The sequence below is a fragment of the Lamprobacter modestohalophilus genome (assembly GCF_016583905.1).
GTDB lineage: Bacteria > Pseudomonadota > Gammaproteobacteria > Chromatiales > Chromatiaceae > Lamprobacter > Lamprobacter modestohalophilus.
Map to the genome: position 1 here is coordinate 303,686 of NZ_NRRY01000003.1, position 20,331 is coordinate 324,016.

14 protein-coding genes are annotated in these 20,331 nt (G+C 62.4%); 4 read left to right on the forward strand and 10 right to left on the reverse strand.

The genetic code is table 11. The features are described from left to right. Nucleotides 1-349: 349 nt before the first annotated feature. Nucleotides 350-802, forward strand: coding sequence for a pilin (locus CKO42_RS03605; RefSeq protein ID WP_200238946.1), 453 nt, complete (start codon nt 350-352; stop codon nt 800-802). A 292-nt stretch (nt 803-1,094) separates the two neighbouring features. Here the strand turns inward: CKO42_RS03605 and cls are convergent, their stop codons facing one another. From cls to CKO42_RS03625, 4 genes are all read right to left on the reverse strand, one after another. After that, complete coding sequence (gene cls / locus CKO42_RS03610) at nt 1,095-2,588, reverse strand: cardiolipin synthase (protein WP_200238950.1); 1,494 nt, start codon at nt 2,586-2,588, stop codon at nt 1,095-1,097. 170 nt (nt 2,589-2,758) lie between these two features. After that, on the reverse strand, nt 2,759-3,712 hold the full coding sequence (locus CKO42_RS03615) for a GNAT family N-acetyltransferase (RefSeq protein WP_242479083.1): 954 nt from the start codon (nt 3,710-3,712) through the stop codon (nt 2,759-2,761). A 39-nt stretch (nt 3,713-3,751) separates the two neighbouring features. After that, entirely contained in the window at nt 3,752-4,933 is a 1,182-nt protein-coding gene (locus CKO42_RS03620; RefSeq protein WP_200238953.1) for an ATP-binding protein, read from the reverse strand. Between the two features lie 51 nt (nt 4,934-4,984). Then, on the reverse strand, nt 4,985-6,094 hold the full coding sequence (locus tag CKO42_RS03625) for an AI-2E family transporter (protein ID WP_200238956.1): 1,110 nt from the start codon (nt 6,092-6,094) through the stop codon (nt 4,985-4,987). Between the two features lie 466 nt (nt 6,095-6,560). Here CKO42_RS03625 and ilvB point away from each other — a divergent pair, with 466 nt between their 5' ends. The 3 genes from ilvB (at nt 6,561) to ilvC (ending at nt 10,046) form a co-directional block, all read left to right on the forward strand. Then, entirely contained in the window at nt 6,561-8,288 is a 1,728-nt protein-coding gene (gene ilvB / locus CKO42_RS03630; protein WP_200239425.1) for a biosynthetic-type acetolactate synthase large subunit, read from the forward strand. 15 nt (nt 8,289-8,303) lie between these two features. After that, complete coding sequence (ilvN, locus tag CKO42_RS03635; RefSeq protein WP_200238974.1) at nt 8,304-8,795, forward strand: acetolactate synthase small subunit; 492 nt, start codon at nt 8,304-8,306, stop codon at nt 8,793-8,795. Between the two features lie 234 nt (nt 8,796-9,029). Continuing rightward, a complete protein-coding gene (ilvC, locus tag CKO42_RS03640; protein WP_200239444.1) occupies nt 9,030-10,046 on the forward strand; it encodes a ketol-acid reductoisomerase in 1,017 nt (338 codons plus the stop codon). A gap of 189 nt (nt 10,047-10,235) precedes the next feature. On the opposite strand, the gene CKO42_RS03645 is transcribed toward ilvC, so the two are convergent. The 6 genes from CKO42_RS03645 to argA form a co-directional block, all read right to left on the reverse strand. Next, nucleotides 10,236-10,889, reverse strand: coding sequence for a cytochrome b/b6 domain-containing protein (locus CKO42_RS03645; RefSeq protein ID WP_200238977.1), 654 nt, complete (start codon nt 10,887-10,889; stop codon nt 10,236-10,238). After that, on the reverse strand, nt 10,889-12,574 hold the full coding sequence (locus CKO42_RS03650; protein ID WP_200238980.1) for a tetrathionate reductase family octaheme c-type cytochrome: 1,686 nt from the start codon (nt 12,572-12,574) through the stop codon (nt 10,889-10,891). Before CKO42_RS03650 ends, CKO42_RS03645 begins: the two co-directional genes overlap by 1 nt. A 230-nt stretch (nt 12,575-12,804) precedes the next feature. Next, complete coding sequence (locus CKO42_RS03655; RefSeq protein WP_200238985.1) at nt 12,805-13,218, reverse strand: SCP2 sterol-binding domain-containing protein; 414 nt, start codon at nt 13,216-13,218, stop codon at nt 12,805-12,807. A gap of 295 nt (nt 13,219-13,513) precedes the next feature. Further along, entirely contained in the window at nt 13,514-15,052 is a 1,539-nt protein-coding gene (ppx, locus tag CKO42_RS03660) for an exopolyphosphatase (RefSeq protein WP_200238988.1), read from the reverse strand. 123 nt (nt 15,053-15,175) lie between these two features. Further along, entirely contained in the window at nt 15,176-18,790 is a 3,615-nt protein-coding gene (locus tag CKO42_RS03665; protein WP_200238992.1) for a mechanosensitive ion channel domain-containing protein, read from the reverse strand. Between the two features lie 23 nt (nt 18,791-18,813). Beyond that, nucleotides 18,814-20,319 carry an amino-acid N-acetyltransferase gene (gene argA, locus CKO42_RS03670; RefSeq protein WP_200238995.1) on the reverse strand — a complete coding sequence of 502 codons (1,506 nt, stop codon included), beginning with the start codon at nt 20,317-20,319 and terminating at the stop codon, nt 18,814-18,816. Between the last annotated feature and the right edge of the window lie 12 nt (nt 20,320-20,331).

A 20,331-nucleotide genomic window follows, 5' to 3' on the forward strand; every position in this document is an offset into this window, starting at 1 on the left:
CTTGCGCGCCGCCGAAACGACAGCGGGACACCCAGCCAAGCAAGATAGGCGTTATCGAGCCACCGCCCGAGAGCAAAATGACAAAACGCAATGTTTAGTCATCGCTGGCGCCTGTTTGGGTTCGTCCCAGATGCCAAAATCGCGACTTGCATCACAGATTTCTGTGACATCTTCCGAACGTTTTCTCGCGGCTACCACTCTCGTCATCGAGCCGTCTAAGCGCATAAGCATCTGGCCTCGATGTTGCTCATTAACGTCCGAGGCGAGAAGCATGGGCGCGGTCTTCTTGAAGCGAGGACGCTGAACGAAACCGGCCCCGGTACCATCACTCCGCAGAGAGAGCACAGCCATGAAGAAACGCCAGTCCGGCTTTACACTTATTGAGCTCATGATCGTCGTGGCGATCATCGGTATTTTGGCAGCGATTGCCTTACCGGCCTATCAGGATTACACGAACCGGGCGAAGGTCTCGGAACTCGTGCTCGCGGCAAGCTCCGCTCGTACTTGTGTCAGCGAAATCTATCAGTCCACTGGTGAACTGGGGGACGCTGATTCTTGCGGCGATGACTTTACCAGCACGAAATATGCCGAAACTTTAGAGGTTGCAGATGGTGTGGTTACCGTCACCGGTTCAGATGAATTCCCTGGCGAGGACACGGTAGAAATAGAGCTTGAGCCAACCGTAGATGAGACGAGCGGAGCGATTACAGCATGGGTTTGTACTGGCAGCCCCGCAAAGTGGATGCCTGGTTCTTGCCGTGGCGCAGGTGGCGGCGAAGAGGCAGGTGGCGACGAAGAGTAAGGTTGATAATAGATAAAAAACGACAATGAACCCCGGTTTTGCACCGGGGTTTTTCTTAATGAGGCATGCCCTGTGAGGGGGCAGCATTCTCGACTCTTAACCCGGCATCATCGGCGCAAGGCGCGCCCCGCTCGTTTCTGAACCGTTCCTGGCGAAAATCGATTCCATGCCACTGCATGATTAAGGATTGTTTTCAAAGTCGGGCCATTACCCTGGGGCTCAACTCGCGTTCCCCGCGAACAGGTGCAGCCGGCTCGAGAAGACAACGTTTGAAGCGACCTGTGGTAGGTGCTTACAACACCGGCCCAAGCATCGCAACAGTGTTGTTGACCAACCGCCGGTGGCGGGGCCAGGCGGCGACTTGCTCGGCGTCGACGAGCACAGCGCTGTCGAGATAGTGCTGCTGGCGCGCTCGAATCTGCTTGGTCAGGTCCGGATCGTAGAGCAGGATGTTGTTTTCGTAGTTGAGGTCGAAGCTGCGGCGGTCCATGTTGGCGGAGCCGATGAGGCTGATCTCGCCGTCGAGGGTGAGGGATTTGGTGTGCAGCAGGCCGCCGACGTATTCGTAGATGCGCACGCCGGCGGCGAGGAGGTCGGCGTAGTAGCTGCGGCTGGCGGCGGCGACGATGCGGCTGTCGTTGCGTTGCGGGAAGACGATGAGGGTTTCGACGCCGCGACGGGCGCTGGCGCAGAGCGCGGCCTGCATGGATTCGTCCGGTACATAGTAGGGCGTGGTGATGACCAGGCTGCGGCGGGCGCTGTAGATCAGGGCTTCGAACAGCTCGGGCATGGCCGAGTAGCGTACCGTTGGACCGGTGCCGACCACCTGGGCGCTGATGCGGGTTCCGGCCGCGGAGGTGTTGGTGGATTCAGCGGTGCTGCTAGGAATGGGGCGGCGCAGTAGCGCGTCGATGTCATCCTCGACATGTGCCATCCAGTCGCCGGCGAACAGGTGCTGGTTCTGGCGCGCGATCGGTCCCTCGAAGCGGATCATCATGTCGACCCAGGGGGCGTATTTGGCCTTGACGCGAAACTCGGGGTCGGCGCAGTTCTGGCTGCCACAGTAGGTGATCCAGTCGTCGATGACGACGATCTTGCGGTGGTTGCGCAGGTCGATGCGGCCGCCGAGCATGCGCAGGAGTGGGTTGCCGATGGGCAGGGCGCGGGCCAGCTTGACGCCGGCGGCCTGCATCGATCGCCAGTGCTCGGAGTGGATCATGGCGCGCGAGCCGAGATCGTCGGCCATGGCGCGGCAGGTGACGCCGCGCTGGGCCGCGCGCATCAGGGCCTGGGCGACCTCGAGGCCGTTGTTGTCGGCGAGCCAGATGTAAAAGAGAACATGGACATGATCTTGGGCGGCGTCGATGTCGGCGACCAGTGACTCGACGACGGCGTTAGAGTCGGGCGGGAGGTGGGCGCGGTTGCCGCCGATCGGATGGAAGCTGCTGATGGATTGTCCGACCTGGAACAGGTGCGCGTGGCGCTCCGGGATCGAGGGCCTGAGCTTGAGGGCGTCGATGCCGGGCGCGGCGCTGACGTGGGGCATCTGTTCGAGCACGCGACGCATGCGCTCGGCGCGCTTGCGGCCAATGTTGGTCTCGCCGAGTAGCAGATAGGCGATGATGCCGGCGATGGGCAGGGCGATGACCACCACCACCCAGGTCAGCCGGGCGGTGGGGTCGCGGTGCGGTTTGAGCAGTACCCGGATGATCAACAGCACCTGAATCACCAGATGCAGTGCGACGCCGAGCGTGGTGAAGAGGACGGAGTCGCTGATGCCGTTCATTCGTTGGTGCCGCCTGATGTCGAGACTGCTGGGAAATCATCTGTATGCTTGGGTTTGCCTAGTGCGGCTGCTGTGTAGCCGCTGCCGCGCTCAATGCGCGCATCTGGGTGTCGGCGGTGAAGGCTGCCCGCCATCGCCGATTAGGGCGCGATGGAGGTCGCGATCGGCTATCAGCCGAGCTCGAAGCTGGTGACCCCAAAGATCTGTTGATGGGCAATGTCAGGGACCGCTCCGAGGTACATGCGCGCGCAGCCGAAGACCTCGACCATGCCGTGGCGCTGCACGAGCGCGAGTGCGGCTGGATTGTTCTCCGGTGCATCGATGAAGATCGGATGATCGCCGGCGAAGGCCGCGAGCGGGGTAAACAGGGTCTGCGCGGCCTCGGCATCGTCGGCGAACAAGGGGCCGATCTTGTAGCCTTCGACGCAGCGGCGTGTGACACCAAAGCCGCTCAACGCGCCATCGCGCAGTAGGCCGAGCGCGAGTCCGTCTTGCTGGGTGATCCAGCCTTTGAGGAAGCCAGGGCGCGGGGCCGGGAAGCAGGTGCGGTCGTAGGCGAGGAGGCTGTCGAAGGGGATCTCGGTCAGCGGCATCAGGGTGCTGCTGTGCGAGTCGTCCTGGACGTGGCTTGCGGCCTTAGCGCTGGCGGCGCCCACTTGCGCGCCGCCCGATTCGCCAATCAGGTCGTCGCCCAACTGCTGGCCTAACTTGGCGCCGAATTCGCCTCGAAAGCGGATGTTGCGATGCGAGAAGACGAAGCCCCCGCGAGCATAGTAGTCCTGCATATTGAAGACACCATCGAGACCGATGGCCGCACCCTGCCGCAGCCGGACGGGCAAGCGCTCACAGAGGGCTTGCCAGAGCTGATGGCCGAGCCTAAGGCCGCGGAATTCAGGGCGCAGGATGAAGAGGCCCATGAAGCCGAACTCGCCCGAGTAGGAGGTGATGACGCCACCGCCGATCAGCTCGCCATTGAGATCCGCGGCGATGAAGGCGTCGGGATCGGTGGTCCAGAACAGCTCCGCATCGTGCAGGCCTGGGTTCCATCCTTCCAATTGAGCCCAGTGGATCAGCTCATTGACCTCGGCGTGAGTCATCTGGCGAATGTTCAGCGCGTTTGTCATGGTGCGGCGGTATCTGGTTATTGTTGATAAAAAGTGACCTCAGCTCAGTTGGTCGGTCATGGCGTTAACCTGCTGAAGCCGTGCATCCAGCATTCGGCGATGGTAGTCGGTTTCCAGACGCTGATCTTCATGCGCGGCCCAGGCTTGTTTGCCTACATAATGCGCTCGTGCTGCCTCAAGGTCATCGCGCGCCTTGGAAATCTTGTTCAAACCGATTGTCGTCCTCGCGATGTTGAGCGGACTCAGACTATTGGCGCTGGCCTTGGCGAGTGGATTGGCGGGCCGGTCCGATGTCGGCGTCGCCGTTGACCAGGCTGGGTCATGCGCCGGCAAACCGAGTGCTTGCCGCGCGCGCGCTAGGTGCAGGTCACCGCGCATCAGCGGGTCATCGCCAATCCCTGGGTAGTCGAGCCAGGTCTCGACGCTGAGCCAGTCACCCTCGCGCAGCAGCACCCGCATGGCGTCGCGCGCAAAGTCCTCGCGATGGCCGTCGATCTCCTCGAGCCAGCGGAGTACGCGGCGGGCCGTGGTGACCGCGTCACCGCGCGCACCGGCTGGCTCTGGGATGCCGGCGCGATAGCAGAGTAGCCGCACCTGCTCGGCGCGCAGCCGATCGCCTTCGAGCGTCTTAGGTGCAGCATTGATCTCGCGGCACCAGTGGCTCAGCGCCTTGGCGTCACCAAACATGAAGCTCACCTCGGCAAGCTTGATCTGGTAGGAGGCGAGGGTGAAGCATAGCGAGCCGGTATCGACTTGCTGGTGCTCGTAGGCCGCGCGATAGTGCTGCAGTGCTGCTTGCCAGTCACCCCGACGCGCGGCCAGATCGCCCTCGCTCAGGTCGAGCATGTGGCGTGAGCGCTGCTGGTCATGTTGCTCCAGGTGTGCGCGCCCCCGCGCAATGAGTGCCTTGGCCTCGGCCAGCGGGCGCTCAAGGATGCTGATGTTCAGTAGCGTTGAGATGGCATTGAACACATCGCTCGGGTCGGCCGGCGGCTCGGCTTTAGCGGCGCGACTCAGCGCCGCGACAGCCTGCTCTGTCTGCTTGAGCTGCCAGTGGCTCTCGCCCAGCCAGACGAGCATCAAGGTCTGGGTTGCGATGTCATGGCTAGCTTCGGTTAGATGCAGACCTTCGGTCGCTAAGTGGATGCAAGCCGCCAAGTCGCGGGCGCGATAGGCGTCGCTAAATCGGCGTCGAATCTGGTTCAGCTCGGTCTCGCTCATCGGGGCTCGTGATGACTGTTCGAACCGCGAATGCTATACCAATAGCATCACTCAGTGCTCATGGTCAGCTGGCTCATCCATGGCGACGGCATCCAGCACCGGCTGATTGACCTGTTCGGGCGGGGGCATTTTTTCAACCTCAGGGCCGAGCAGGATGGCGATCGGGCGCGTGGTCGGGCTTGCATCCAGCGCGATGACCAAGGTCACCGTGAGCGGGACGGCGAGGAACATCCCCACGCTGCCGAACAGCCAGCCCCAGAACAACAACGCTAAGAATACCGCTAGGGTCGAGATGCCGAGTCCCTTACCCATGATGCGCGGCTCGATGATGTTGCCGATGGCGGTATTAATGACTAAGTAGCCGATGATGACCATCAGTGCAGTCGAGAGGTCGGCCTGCACCAGCGCGAGCAGCGCCGGCGGGATCATCATGATGACGTTGCCGACCACCGGTATGAAGTTCAGGAAGAACGCCAGGATGGCCCAGAAGATGGCAAAGTCGATACCGAGGAGCCAAAGCAGGAAATAGGCACAGACGCCCGTCGCGAAGCTGGTTGCCGCCTTGATCTGCATGTAGCGATTGATCGAGCCGAACAGCCGACGGATGCGCTCTTCGCCCTCGGGCGTCAGGGAGAAGGCCGCGTGTAGCTTGGCCCAGAGCGTTGGCGCCTCGAGCAGGATGAAGATGACCGTCAGCAGTACGAGCAGGCCATTGGCGAAGATGCCGCTGGCATTCGATAACAGCAAGCGCACGCCAATCATTAGTTTGCTCGGGTCGAGCAGATTGGGGACTGCGTCGCCTGAGTTGTCCATGCCGGCAGCCTCCAGCCAGTTGCCGAACTGACCCGCAAGCAAGGTCAGGCGCTCCTGATAGGACGGGATACTCTCGCGAAAACCCTCAACGGCCCCGGTCGTGACCAGTGCTAGGAGGCTGCCAACGTCAAGGAGCACGAAACCGATGACGACCAGCGCGGCCCATTTCGGCACTCCCTTGCGCCGCATCCAACCTAACGCGGGGGTGACGACGATGGCGATGAACACCGCCAACAGGATCGGCGCCAGCAGCGAGGATGCCATTTTGAGGACAGTGACGACCAAGGCGAAGGCGGCCGCGACGATCAGGCCACGCGCGGGAGCACTGAAGTCTGAGAGTGCGTTCATGAACCGTTGGTCCTCTTGATAGGAAGCTGTGCAGAATGGGAAGCTGTGCAGAGTAGCCGAAACCGGAGCCTTTGGAAGTAGTTGACCAAGGGGTCGGTTATTTAGTATTTTCGACGGTTTACCGCTGCGGCTTGGCGGCTGGGCTCGTGGTAACGCTCGCTCGGTCAAGCGGCTCACAGAATTTCCAGCGTCTGTCGGCGTGCGGTACCTTGTCAAGCCTTTCGCAGCCCCTCAGATACGGTCGCTGGGCCGGGCGTTGCGCGAGCCTCTGCTTGGCATACTTGACATCTCACCGGTCGCTGCGTCGGTGGCTGCGAGCGCGATGATGCGCATCCAGGCCGCCGAGTCGATCCGTACGGAGGACGCCTGCGTGCATTCTAATCTGGCCGATCGGCCTGCCCCCACAAAGACCGCTGAAACGGGCGTGCCTGACGGCGCTGGTGCCAATGTTGCCGCTGCGGCACCTATGCTCAGCGGCGCTGAGATCACTATCCAGGCGCTGATTGACGAAGGTGTTGAATACGTCTTCGGTTATCCTGGCGGCGCTGTGCTGCATATTTACGATGCGTTATTTCAGCGCGGCGATGCCATCAAGCATGTCTTGGTACGCCACGAGCAAGGGGCGACGCACGCGGCAGACGGCTACGCGCGCGCGACCGGAAAATGTGGTGTCTGCCTCGTGACCTCGGGCCCTGGGGCCACGAACGCGGTGACGGGCATCGCCACGGCGCATCTGGATTCGATCCCGATGGTGGTGATTACCGGACAGGTGCCAACGCCTGTCATTGGCAGCGACGCCTTCCAGGAGGTCGATACCGTCGGTATCACACGCCCCTGCGTGAAGCACAATTTTCTGGTCAAGCGACTCGAGGACTTGGCCCTGACCATCCGCAAGGCCTTCTTCATTGCGCAGTCCGGTCGTCCTGGGCCGGTGGTGGTCGACATCCCTAAGGATGTCACTGATCCGAACATCAAGGTTCCTTACGTCTATCCGCGCGACCTCAGCATCCGCTCCTACAATCCGGCGAAGCGGGGCCATCTAGGCCAGATTCGCAAGGCGGTCGAGGCCATGCTCGATGCCAAGCGGCCGATCTTCTACACCGGCGGTGGCGCGATCCTGGACGATGCCGCGGCACCGCTGACCGAATTGGTGCGCGCCCTCGGCTTCCCGATCACCAGCACCCTGATGGGGCTGGGCGCCTACCCGATGACCGACAAGCAGTTCGTCGGCATGCTCGGGATGCACGGCACCTACGAGGCCAATATGGCCATGCACGAGACCGATTGCCTGATCGCGATCGGTGCGCGCTTCGATGATCGCGTCACCGGTAAGATCGAGCACTTCTGCCCGCATGCCGAGATCATCCATGTCGATGTCGACCCGTCCTCGATCTCGAAGAATGTCAAGGTCCAGGTGCCGATCGTTGGCCCGGTCGGCAGTGTCGTCACCGATATGCTCGGTGTCTTGCGCGAAAGCGGTGGACGGCCGGATCAGACCGCGCTCGCGGCCTGGTGGAAACAGATCGATGAGTGGCGCAGTATCGACTGCATGCGCTACGACCGGTCGAGCCCGATGATCAAGCCGCAGTTTGCCGTTGAGACGCTCTACAAGGTGACCGATGGCGACCTGTTTCTGACCTCGGATGTCGGCCAGCATCAGATGTTCGCGGCCCAGTTCTATCCGTTTGACAAGCCGCGGCGTTGGATCAACTCGGGCGGGCTCGGCACCATGGGCTTCGGCCTGCCGGCGGCCATGGGCGTACAGCTCGGTCATCCGGACGCGCAGGTGGCCTGTATCTCAGGCGAGGCCAGCATCCTGATGTGCATCCAGGAGATGGCGACCTGCAAGCAGTACAGTCTGCCGATCAAGGTCGTGCTCTTGAACAACGGCTACATGGGCATGGTGCGCCAGTGGCAGGAGTTCTTCTACGAGAGCCGCTACGCACATTCCTATGTCGATGCCTTACCTGACTTCGTCGCGCTGGCGCAGAGCTTCGGCCATGTTGGCATGCGGGTTGAGAAGCCAGATCAACTCGAGGCGGCGATGCGCGAGGCTTTCGCGATGAAGGATCGGTTTGTGTTCCTCGATGTCATCGTTGACCCGTCCGAGAACGTCTATCCGATGATTTGTGCAGGCAAGGGCCATCACGAGATGGAACTGCCGCCGACCATGTCCGAGCGGGAGCTGGCCTAAGGCCTGAGAGCAGGTATGAGACACATCATTTCGATGCTGGTTGAGAACGAGTCGGGTGCGCTATCGCGCATTGCTGGTCTGTTCTCGGCCCGCGGCTACAACATCGAATCCCTCACCGTCGCGGCGACCGATGAGCCTTCGCTCTCGCGCATGACCCTGGTGACGCGCGGCAATGACGATATCGTTGAGCAGATCAAGAAGCAGCTCAACAAGCTCATTGATGTCGTCAAGCTGCAAGACCTCTCCGAGGGCGAGCACATCGAGCGCGAGATGATGCTGATCAAGCTCAAGGCGGCAGGGCCAGACCGGGAGGAGCTTAAGCGCCTGACCGAGATCTTCCGCGCCAAGATCATCGACGTGACTGAGGCGAGCTACATCGTCGAGCTGACGGGGGCGTCGCGCAAGCTCGACGCCTTCATCGAGGCCGCGCCCGAGGGGCTGATTACCGAAGTCGTCCGCTCCGGGCCGACCGGTATCCTGCGCGGTGCCAAGGGCTTGACGCTCTGACAGCAATCCCAAAGGCCCGTCAGGGGCAACCCTGAGGCCTGCAACCTATAAGCCGCAGATGACGCGGATTTGACCGGGTCGATAAAGGATCTTGGTTAGGATCTCAACGTCATTTTCTTCTGTGCTGATCTGCGAAACCTGCGGTTCAACAACTCTTTTCGGGCCCAAGGCCCATTGATTCAAAGGGGCTTACCGATCCAGGTGCCCTCAATCAACTTAGGAGCCATCATGGCCATCAATGTTTACTACGACAAAGACGCCGACCTCTCGCTGATTCAGGGCAAGAAGGTCGCGATCATCGGTTACGGCTCGCAAGGACATGCCCACGCAAACAATCTCAAGGAATCCGGTGTCGATGTCGTTGTCGGCCTGCGCGCGGGCTCCAATTCGGCCGCCAAGGCTGCTGACGCAGGGCTTGCGGTCAAGGACATCCCGGACGCCGTCAGCGGTGCCGATGTGGTGATGATCCTGGCACCCGATGAGCACCAGGCGAAGCTCTACCGCGATCAGGTCGCTCCGAATATCAAGCAGGGCGCGGCACTGGCCTTCGCGCACGGCTTCAATATCCACTTCGGCCAGATCGAGCCGCGCGCGGATCTCGACGTCATCATGATCGCGCCCAAGGGACCGGGTCATCTGGTGCGCTCGACCTACACCCAGGGCGGCGGCGTGCCTAGCCTGATCGCGGTGCATCAGGACGCGACTGGTAAGGCGCGGGATATCGCGATGGCCTACGCGTCAGCCAACGGTGGCGGCCGTGCTGGCATCATCGAGACCAGCTTCCGCCAGGAGTGCGAGACCGATCTGTTTGGCGAGCAGGTGGTGCTCTGTGGTGGCCTCACCGCGCTGATCCAGATGGGCTTCGAGACCCTGGTCGAGGCCGGCTACGAGCCTGAGATGGCCTACTTCGAGTGCCTACACGAGGTTAAGCTGATCGTCGACCTGATCTACGAGGGCGGCATTGCCAACATGCGATACTCGATCAGCAACACCGCCGAGTACGGCGACCTGACCCGCGGCCCGCGCATCATCACTGAAGAGACCCGTGACGAGATGCGCAAGATCCTGCGCGAGATCCAGAACGGTCAGTTCGCCAAGGAATTCACGCTCGAGAATCAGGCTGGTGCGCCGTCGATGAAAGCGATGCGCAAGCTCTCGCAGGAGCATCAGATCGAGCAGGTCGGCAGCCGGCTGCGCGAGATGATGCCCTGGATTCGCGAGAAGCAGCTGGTCGATAAGTCGCGGAACTAAGTGCGGAACTAAGTGCAGAACTAAGCGCGAAAGGCGCAAGTACTCAGCAAAAAGGCCCCGTTTTGGGGCCTTTTTGCTGTCTGGTATTCGTTGATTATTGGGCTCGGAAGACTTTGACGCTAGAGGCAGGCTCTTGCTCGACTCGTGTGAGCTCAAGCTCACCTGTGAACGGCTGAATGACGCGCGCGCTTAGCGAATCTGCTCCGGCTCATCCTTGCGCAGATAGGCCTCTTCTTCTGGCGTGAGATCCACCTCGTCGAAGCCGGTGACCATCGGCATGACATGTTCGCGGAATGAGTGCCCGGTGGTCAGCATGTAAACGTGGATGAACACAAAGGTGAGGATCGCGAAGGCGGCAGCGGTATGCACTAGCGCAACACCTTCGAGCCAAGCCGGTGCGTCTGGGAGATCGCGCCAGGCGAAATAGAACAGATAGGCGAGGCCGCTGATCCAGATCGCCGGGAACAGTACGATCTTGAGCATCAGATAGGCCAGCGCCTGCAGCGGATTGTGCTTGCGCCAATAGGCCTTGCGGTAGGGATGGCGCTCGCCCTTGAAGATGCCATAGGCATAGTAGCGCAGCACGCCCCAGAGGCCGGTGATGGTCGGGATGAAGTGGCGCCAGGTGCGGGTGGTGAAGAGCCAGAAGATACTGAAGGCCCAGAGCAGCAGCAATGCCAGCGCCGCACCAGTGTGCCAGGTGACGGCGGTCTCGAAGCTGAGCAGGTTGTGGAATCCGTGCAACCCGAAACCGGTAATCAGCAGGATGACGATCAGCAGCATCTGCGACCAGTGCCAGAAGCGCTCGAAACCACTAAAGATTTTGACGTGATGCAGGGCCATCAGTGGTGGCTCCCCTTAGGCGAAAAGAAGCGAATACCGGCATGGATGAGGATGCCGCCGAAGGTGCCGGCGACGATCAGGGTGCCGATGATGTCGAGCCAGCGGTTACGATCGCGACCGGGCAGATAGACGCCTTTGACCTCGGCGAGGCGGCTATCCTTGGGCGTATGGCAATCGCCACAGGCCAGCGCCTGCTCCTTGGGCGTGACCATGTGTGTGATCGGCCACCAAGAGAGTGTCTCGATAAAGCCGAACTCGCCGGAGTAGTCGAGGCCGAAGTCGGCCATGCCCTTCTCGATTGCGGCGCCCATGTCGTAGTTGCCCCAGTAGGCGGTATCGTCTTCACCCCAGAGATGGGTGTAGACCAAGGTGCCGTTGCCTTTGTCGTAGGGCTGCCAGGTGTGCATGCGCTTGAAGGGCCAGATGCGTGAGCGCTTATCCTCGCGCGAGCCGCTGAAGCCGTTGATCTCGATCTCTTTGGCGTTGGGATCGAATTGGGTGTCGATGGTGGTGTAGACCATCTGGCCATCGAACCAGTCGTACTCAGGGATGATGTTCTCGTCGTAGACGAAGTCGCCCTTGATCGACTTATAGGTATAGCGGTGGTCGCCGTTACCTTGGATATAGCCCTCTTCATGATAGCCCTCGCCATCGCGGGTCTTGCCGGCGGTACGCCAATCCCAGTCGATCACGGTGGCGACGCCGCCACGGGCGAATTCGGGGATATGGCAGGTTTGGCAGGCGATGCTTTGGACATGGTCGTTGAGCTTGAATCCAGCCAGCGAGTCGACCGGGTGGGGTGCCAGCCCATGGCAGGATTCACAGGTGGCGACATCGGTGCGTTGGCCGGGGAGGCCAGTGCCCTCGGTGTCTTTGGAGACGATCTGATAACGGCTGCCGGCCCAGACATGCTTGTTGGTCACATGGCAGGCGGTACAGGCGAAGTTGAGCCCATCGACGCCCATGTGCACATCAAGCGAGCGCGGTGGCTGCGTCAGCGCGGTCGAGAGGTCGCCATGCTTGACGTTATCGCCTCCGCCGCCATTGAAATGGCAGAAGCCACAGTTGGCACGCTGCGGCAGGTCGACACTCTGCGCGGCAGCGGCGAAGTCGATCGGCGGCTTGCCTTCGAACATCACCGAGCAGGCCGGGCTGCCTTCGGAGTTGGGTTTTTTGTAATAGGTGCCCGTGGTCTCGTGGCAGACCAGGCAGTCGATCTTGGTCTCATCGGTGAAGTCGAAGCCCTCGTCTTTCCAGCCATAGCCGGCGTGGCATTGGGCGCACATGCCCTCGTTGCCGCGCGAGTTGGTGCAGAAATTGTTGATCAGGTAGCGCTTGCCGAGCTGCTGGCCGGTGTTCTTGTCCTGATACGACCAGGTCCAGTGGATGTTCTTCATGAAATGCTGGCCGGTCTCGGTGTGGCAGCTGAGACAGGCCTGGGTCACTTGCGAGCCGTTTTCGAACGGTCCCTTAAGCTCGGCGAATTTGGTGTGATCGGCGGTCCCGCCTTGCAACGGACCTGAGATCTGGGGTGGTGGCGGTGTGCTGGCGGCCGGTGGCGTTGGCCAGCTGCTTGCGCCGGCATTGACCACCTGGGTAAAGCCGCTGAAGGCGCATGCAAGCAGGCCTGCGCAAGCATATCGGCCGATGATCCGCAGAGATGAAAGGCGACGGTGACCGCGCATGAATGGCTCTCCTGTCGGTGATCGGTTGCACAAGCCCAGCCTTTGGGGCTCGCACAGAATCGCTAAGCATGCGGGGCAACCTGAACTTCGTCCGTGATATGCCGCAAGAGACTGGCGCGATGGGCGGTTGGCCTGCGCCGGATCAATCAAGAAAAAACCCGCCGGGTAGCGGGTTTCGAGAACGGCGTGCTCCGCCGGGGTTGGCGGAGCGCGCCGAAAGCGCTCAGCGCTTAGCCGAGTTCGTCGGCGCCGATCTGCTTCATCAGGTTGAAGCTCTTGACGAAAGGCCCAGCCATACGCGGGTCCTTGACCATGGCTGAGTAGTCACCGGTCTTGAACTTGAGCTTACCGGTGGCGTAGGCGGTGCCCATGCCGACCATGCCGATGCCTTTCTCGACCCATTTCAGCCAGTCTTTCATGTCGGCGCGCATGTCCCAATCGGGGCTCTCGCCTGACCAATCTCCAGCGCGTACACAAACGCCGTTCTCGACCACGAAGACGCCTCGTGGGTCCGTCTCATCCTTGAATCCACAGGAGATAATGGAGTTGAAGCCGATCTCAGCGAGCTTGCCGCTGACCTCGGGATCGTTGTTCCATGCGTCTTTGAGCTGGTTCATCCAGTCTGCGGAAAAGAGTTTGGCCATGATTGCGTGTCCTCCGTTATTCGGTGTCTGGGGCGGCGTTTTTTGGATGGCGGAAGGTTACCGTAAAACAAACGCTTCATCGTCCGCGGTGGCGATGTGCGATGTCCGTTAGCCGAGCTTGTGGCGGGGTTCGCCTCGACCTCGGTGCTGCAGGCGGAAACCTCGCCCGCCAGGATTCTACCAGCAAGCAGGCTCGGGTTGGGTTAATCCGTCAGGCTTGCGGCACCTCGGACGACCTGTGATCACGGCCTGTGATCACGGCCCGCGATCGCGGCCTAATGATCGCGACCTGTGATCAACCGACATCCAGCGTGATGCCGGCGGCGGCGAGACGCGCTCCCTCTTCCTCGAATTCCAGTCGAGTCAACGGATGGTCATCAAGCCAATGCGTCGGAAAACGCAGTCGCAGCGTCTCGCCATCCGCCTCCAACTGGGGGTTGGGCTCGGCGCTGGCGGAGCGGCCGCGGTGCATCAGCACAGCGAGCCGCAGCAGGATCGTCAGCCGCCGACCACACTCGCGAACAGGGCGCGGCAAGGCCATGAAGACGTCGATCGGGAATTTGCGCCGATGCCCGAGGACCAGGGCCGCGAGCGCATCCTGCTCTTGGCGCGTGAAGCCGGAGAGATCAGCGTTGCGCAGCAAATAGGCGCCATGTTTCTGGTACTGGCTATGCGAGACCGCGAGCCCAATCTCGTGCAGCTCAGCGGCCCAGCCGAGCATCTTCGGATGATTGTCGTGGCTCAGTGCCCAGACCTCGCGCACTTGCTTGTAGAGTTCGAGCGCCGTGTCGCGCACCCGCCCGGCATGCTCCGGATCGGTATCGAAGCGGCGGCAGAGGGTCGCGACGGTGCGCTCACGCACGTCCTCATGGTGGACACGTCCGACCATCTCGTAGATCAGCCCCTCGCGCAGCGCCTCGTCTGAGGCCCGCATCTTGTCGATCGCCAGGTTCTGGAACACCGCCCGTAACACGGCTACACCGCCGGCGAAGACCGGTCGGCGCTCATCGCTGAGCCCCTTGAGCTCAAGCGCCGAGACCTTGCCACAGTCGATCATGGCTGCGCGCAGTTTGGCGAGTCCGTCGGCGGTAATGCCGTCGTCGCTCCAGCCCTCGGCCGCCATCACCGCCGCGATGGCCTTGATGGTGCCCGAGCTTCCGGTCGCCGTGGTCCAGCCTGCTTGGCGAAACAGCTCGCGCACCGGGCGAATCTCCAGCGCACAGGCCAGCTCAGCCCGATCCATCAGCTTGGTGCTGATCTTGTCGCCAGCGAAGTAGCGTCGCGAGATGCTGACACAGCCCATGTGCAGGCTCTCGCGCAGCGTGGCACGAAAGCCTTGGCCGACGATGAGCTCGGTGCTGCCGCCGCCGATATCGACCACCAGACGCCTCTCGTCGCCGATGGCGAGTCCATGCGCAACCCCCAGATAGACCAGTCGGGCCTCCTCACGCCCGGCAATCACCTCGATAGGGTGCTGAAGGACGGCTTCGGCGGCTTCAACGAAGTGCGTCTCCGGTCGTAATTGCCGCAAGGTGTTGGTGCCGACGATGCGCACATTGGCTGGATCGACGCCGCGCAGGCGCTGGCCAATACGCTCCAGGCAGGCTAGGGCGCGCTCGGCGACTTCGGGATCGAGGTACTTGTCTTCGGTCAGCCCCTCGCCGAGGCGCACCATCTCCTTGTAGCGGTCGATGACCTGAAGGCTGCCGCCGTCGACGCGCGCGACCAGCAGGTGAAATGAGTTCGAGCCCAGGTCCACGGCGGCAAAGCTGTCGGGCGGCGCGGAAGGGAGGCGGTCGGCGGATGGGGCGACGGAGACGGCGGCGTCGGCCATGCGATCCTCGGTAGCGTTGGCGGCATCGGGGCCTGAGTATAGTCGCCTTTGGCGTCGATAGGGGCGGGATGCCGGCGCTTCATGGTGCCGCAGGTCCGCGAGTCAGGGCAAACAGCGATAGCATCAAGGCGCTGGTGCTGGTGCTGGTGCTGGTGCTGGTGCTGGTGCTGGTGCTGGTGCTGGCTCGCTGTGTGCGGAGTCAGCAGGGTGGGTTGGCGGGCGACGCATCATGATCTCAATCGGCTCGGCCGAGCGCAGATGGATGTCACGCTGCGGGAAGGCGATGCCGATACCGGCTGCGCGGAACTTGTCGTCGATCGCCTGATGCAGCTCGGTCATCACCGTCAACCTGAACTCGAGCGTCTCGAGATAGCAGCGCAGCACGAGGTTGAGCGCATTATCACCGAAGCCTTCAAAGGTGATCATGGGCGCTGGATCATCGAGAATCCTCGGATGCTCAGCGGCGACCTCGCTCAGCAGGGCAAGCGCCTTGCGCGTATCACTGCCGTATTCGATGCCGACCGGAATCACCATTCGGTTCAGCTGATCGGTCAGGGTCCAGTTCAGTAAGCGCCCAGTAATGAACTCCTTATTGGGCACCAGCAGTTCCTGCTTGTCCCAATTGCGAATGGTGGTCGCGCGGATCTGAATCCGCGTGACCGTGCCGGTGACGTCGCCGATGGTCACCGTGTCACCAACCCGCACCGGGCGCTCAAAGAGGATGATCAAGCCACTGATAAAGTTGGCAACGATCTCCTGCAGCCCGAAGCCGATACCGACGCTGAGTGCCGCTACCAGCCATTGCACCTGCGACCACTGCAGGCCGAGGGTGCTGACGATCAGCAGCAGACCCACCGCAGTGATCGTATAGCGCGTCAGGGTGACCAGCGTATAGCGCCCGCTGGTGCTGACCTCGGTGTTCTTCAGCAGCAGGATCTCGAGCAGTGCCGGCAGGTTCTTGACCGCAATCAGCGCCGCCGTGGCGATCACCAGGATCAGGCCGAGATCAGCCAGGGTCACCGGAACCAGCTCCTTGGCGCCGTCAACCATCGCCGTATAGCTCCAGAGCGTGATCCCTTCGAATAGGTTCAGCGCTGGTAAGACATCTGACCAAATCACCCAGATGCCAACGGCCGCGATGATGACGATGCTGCTGTTGAGCAGTTTCCGGGTCTGGCTATCGAGCGCGGCTAGGTCGACCGAGTCCTCAGTCAGCTCGACCCGCTGCGCGCCTTGTTGCAGCGCTTCACGCTGAGCCTCGCGCTGTGCGCGCCGCTCCAGGGCGGCCTCAAGCGCAAGACCACGGCGGGTGAGGATCAGCCAGCGCACGATCAGCTGATGCAGGACGACGAGGGCCAGGGCGAGCCAAAGCTGAGCCGCCACCGAAGCCAGCAGGGTGCCCGCCGTGTAGACATACCCGGCGAGCGCGAGGACCGCGAGTGCGGCGGGCATGAGCACCGAGAGCGGGTACCAGATGAACCGCAGCCGGTTGAGCAAGCCCGCTGGCTGCTCGGCAAGCAGCGCTTTGAAGACGCCGCGCTCCGGGTGGATCAGCCAGGCCGTGAGTGCCGCGAGCCCAAGGCAGAGCAGCACCAGCGCGAGCCGAACCAGGGTGCCGTCGAAGGCCGGGTCTTCGGCGAAGCCACTGGTCTCAGCGGCGAACCCGATCGGTAGCAGCAGCAGCGCGGCGATCTGGAAGCCACGCCGCAGCTTGATGAGCGTCTCCGAGCCCCAGCGGAAGTGCCGCGCGGCGACGCCGCCGGGCATGCACAGCAGTCGAAATGCCCGCAGATAGTAGAACGGGAGCACAATCGCGAGCAGACCGTTGCCAACGGCGAGGGCGAACGGATGCGTCTGCGGGGCGATGCTCAGCTGCCATCCGAGCAGGGCGCTGAGTAATGGCCAGGGCAACGCAACCAAGAGCGTCAGACCGAGCGCGGAGACGGTGTAAACGAAACGGTCGGTGCTGATGCGGCGCATCGGCTCGGCAGAACTGCGAATCCGTCGACGTATCGATGGCCCGAGCACCAAAAGCCCGATGACGACCGCAATGCCAAGCCAGAAGAGGGCCGATGAAACGGCGGTTTGGACCAAGATATCGACAACGCTCGCCCACTGCTCTGGGGCGATCAACCACCAGACCGCTTTCGGAAGTGCTGCGAATGGTTGCTGCGTGATCGGGGTCGCGCTTCGCACCCACAGCAGGTTCTCGGCCAAGAAATCGCGGTATCGATTGACCAGATCGCTGTACTGGTCGGCGGTGAAATCGAGGTCGCCGAGCGCGCGTTGATAGCTTTCCTGGAGTCGCAACGCACGCTGCAACAGGTCACGCTGCCTCAGCAATTGCTTCCTCAGCTGCGTTTGCAGCTGCTCTTGCTGCTGAGGTGTCAGGTCGCCGGTACCTTGGTTGGCACTCTCACTGGGACCCTCGTCAGTACTCTGGCCGACAACCTCAGGGGTTGCTTCGGCTAGCGCTCGAGCAACGGCAGCATCGATGTTCTCGAGCCCACGGAGCGCCTCGCTGAGGCGCAATTGGCTCAGCGTCAGCTCGGCGATTGTCTCGGCGCGGCGCGCGGCCTGTTCACGCAAGCTGCTCGCGTCCGGCAGATCGGTTCGCTCGTCGACCAGGATCTGCCCAACCGCTTGGCTCAAGCCCGCGGCGCTGATGCGTGCTCGGGCGTCCTTGAGATCTGTCTGGGTCTCGCGCAGCCTCTGCTCCAGCTCCGCCTGCTGCTCATCGAGCCGGCTCAGCGCCTCAGTCACCGTGCTGATGGTATGACTGACCTCTCGGTTCTTCTCTGCGAGGCTGCGCAGAATCGGATCTGCATCGCCAAGCTCACGCGCAGCGGATTCGGTTTCTTTGCGTGCGCGTTCGGCCTCGATGGAGCGTAGCCGGTCTGCTTCATTCTCGAGATAGGCACGACGCAGCCGCAGCCGCTGCAGTGCCGAGGTGCGTTGCTCGCGTTGGGCTTCGGCGAGCTGCCGGCGCGCGTCGGCGCTGAGGATCTGCTGGTCGAGCATCATCATCTCAGCGCGCAGCGCATCGCGCTCGGTCTCGAGATCCCAGAGGCGGGCTTGGCGGTCCCCCTCGCTCTGCCCGTTGGGCTGCGGGCGCGCGATCTCCTCGTCGATTTGGGACAGCTCCTGAGGCGCTTCGGTCAGGCGTCGGCGCACGTTGTCGAGCTGCTCGGATTGACCGCTTAGGGTTTCGTTGAGCTTGTTCAATTGGGCTTCGATCGAGGCCGCTTCGGCCTGCTCGCGCGCCAGCATTTGTTCGATCTCGGCGACGGTCACCGTTTCTGCAAGCTCAACCGGTGGGTCGCTCGGCGCCTTCAACGCGTCGAGCTCAGTGCGCAGCGCGGCCGCCTCGATCGGCGCCGTCTCCAGCGCCTCGAAGTAACTCCTGGCTTGTGCTTGGAAGCTGTTCAGTCGCTCCAGGTTGCTCAGTGTGCTGCGATAGCGTTCGGTGAGGCTTTTCTTGGCGTCTTCGGTCAGATCGGTGTTCTCCGCCAGCGCATCGAGCTTGGCCTCGACCTGCTCGCGCGTGACCGTTGGCTGGAGGCTCAACGCGGCTCCTGGTTGCTGCTCGGCCTGAGCGCTAGCCGTGCCGATGCAGCCTAGCGTGAGCTGAAGCAGTGCGGTTAGAAGTACCAGCGTCGCGAGCCAGTAGGCAGCCTTGACCTGGCGCGGCGCGCGCCGAGATTGATCATGTGGCAGTAGGAAACGAACGGGCGTCATGGGGTCCCTTGGATCTGCAATGGTCAGCGCTGCGCCAGGAGTGGCTTGATATAGATCTGCGAGTTGCGTGCTTCGTTGTACTGACGCCGCCGCTCCTCGGGGAGGTCCTCGACACTCCCTGGTAGGAAGCCGCGCTCGCGAAACCAGTGCGCCGTCTGCGTCGTGAGAACGAACAGCCGCTCGAGGCCATGCGCGCGCGCTTGCGCTTCCATGTGCGTGAGCAGCCGATCGCCACGGCCCTGGGCGCGATACGCCGGGTGCACGGCGACGCAGGCGAGCTCGCCGATCTGCGCATGCGGAAAGTCGAGCAACGAGGCGCAGGCGATGATGGTGCCGTCCATCTCGGTGACCTGAAAACGGTCAATCACCAACTCCAGCTCTTCGGCCGAGCGAGGGACTAAGATGCCAGCGCGTTCCATGGGTTCCAGCAGCCTTCGGATACCGGGAATATCGGTGCTCTGGGCAGCGCGCAGCCGTTCAAAAGGCTCGCCGGTCATCAGGGTGCCGGCGCCATCGCGTGTGAACAGCTCGCGCAGCAGCGCCGAGGGATCGTTGCGGCCAACCAGGTGGACCCGTGCGATGCCGTGCTCACAGGCCTCGGCACCCGCTCGCAGCGCTTGCGCGAGGTCCTCGCCGAGCGTTTGATGTTGGCCTTGGGCTTGGGCCTGAGCGAGCAGGGCTGCGACCTCTGCCCCGAGCAGGTGAGAGCGTATCTTGCGCTCTTGTGTTGCGGGTTCGTGCGCTTGGGTTGTGGATTCATCTGGGGTTGAGGGGGCGGGTCCGTCTACTAGGCCGTCACCTTCGACCAAGAAGATCAGCTTGTCGGCCTCGAGCGCGATCGCCACCGACCGCGCAACATCGGCGGCGGTGAGATTGAAGACCTCGCCGGTCGGCGAGTAGCCGATTGGCGGGATGAGCGCGACCGCGCCCTGATCCAGCCGCTGCGTCAGGGATACACGGTCGATACGGCGCACCGCACCGGTGTGCTGATAGTCGACGCCGTTGAGCACCCCGATCGGCCGCGCAAAGACAAAGTTGCCCGAGGCCACCGGGATGCGCACCCCGGCCATCGGCGAGTTGGCGAGGCCAAAGGAGAGCAGGGCCTCGATCTCGACCCGCGCGGCGCCAGTCGCCTCCTTGACACAGGTGAGGGCGGCATCATCGGTGACGCGCAGTCCGTCGACGTACTGAAACGCGGTGCCGCGCTCCGCCAGACGGCGCTCGATCTGCGGCCGCGCGCCATGCACCAAGACCAGCCGGATGCCGAGCCCATGCAGCAGCGCGATGTCGTGCACCAGCTCCGGCAGACGTGCGTCATCCAACGCCTCGCCGCCGAACGCGATGACGAAGGTGCGACCGCGATGGGCATGGATGTAAGGCGTACAGTGGCGGAACCAGTCGAGAAACGGGTCTTCCGTTTTTTGTTCGTGCGAGGCCTTGGGGCTCTCAGCTGCCGAGCTGAAGCGAGCCGAAGTGAAGGTGTTGGCAGGAGCCGGTTTCGCCGTTGATCCAGGTGTTTGGGGGGGCATCAGGATGTGATC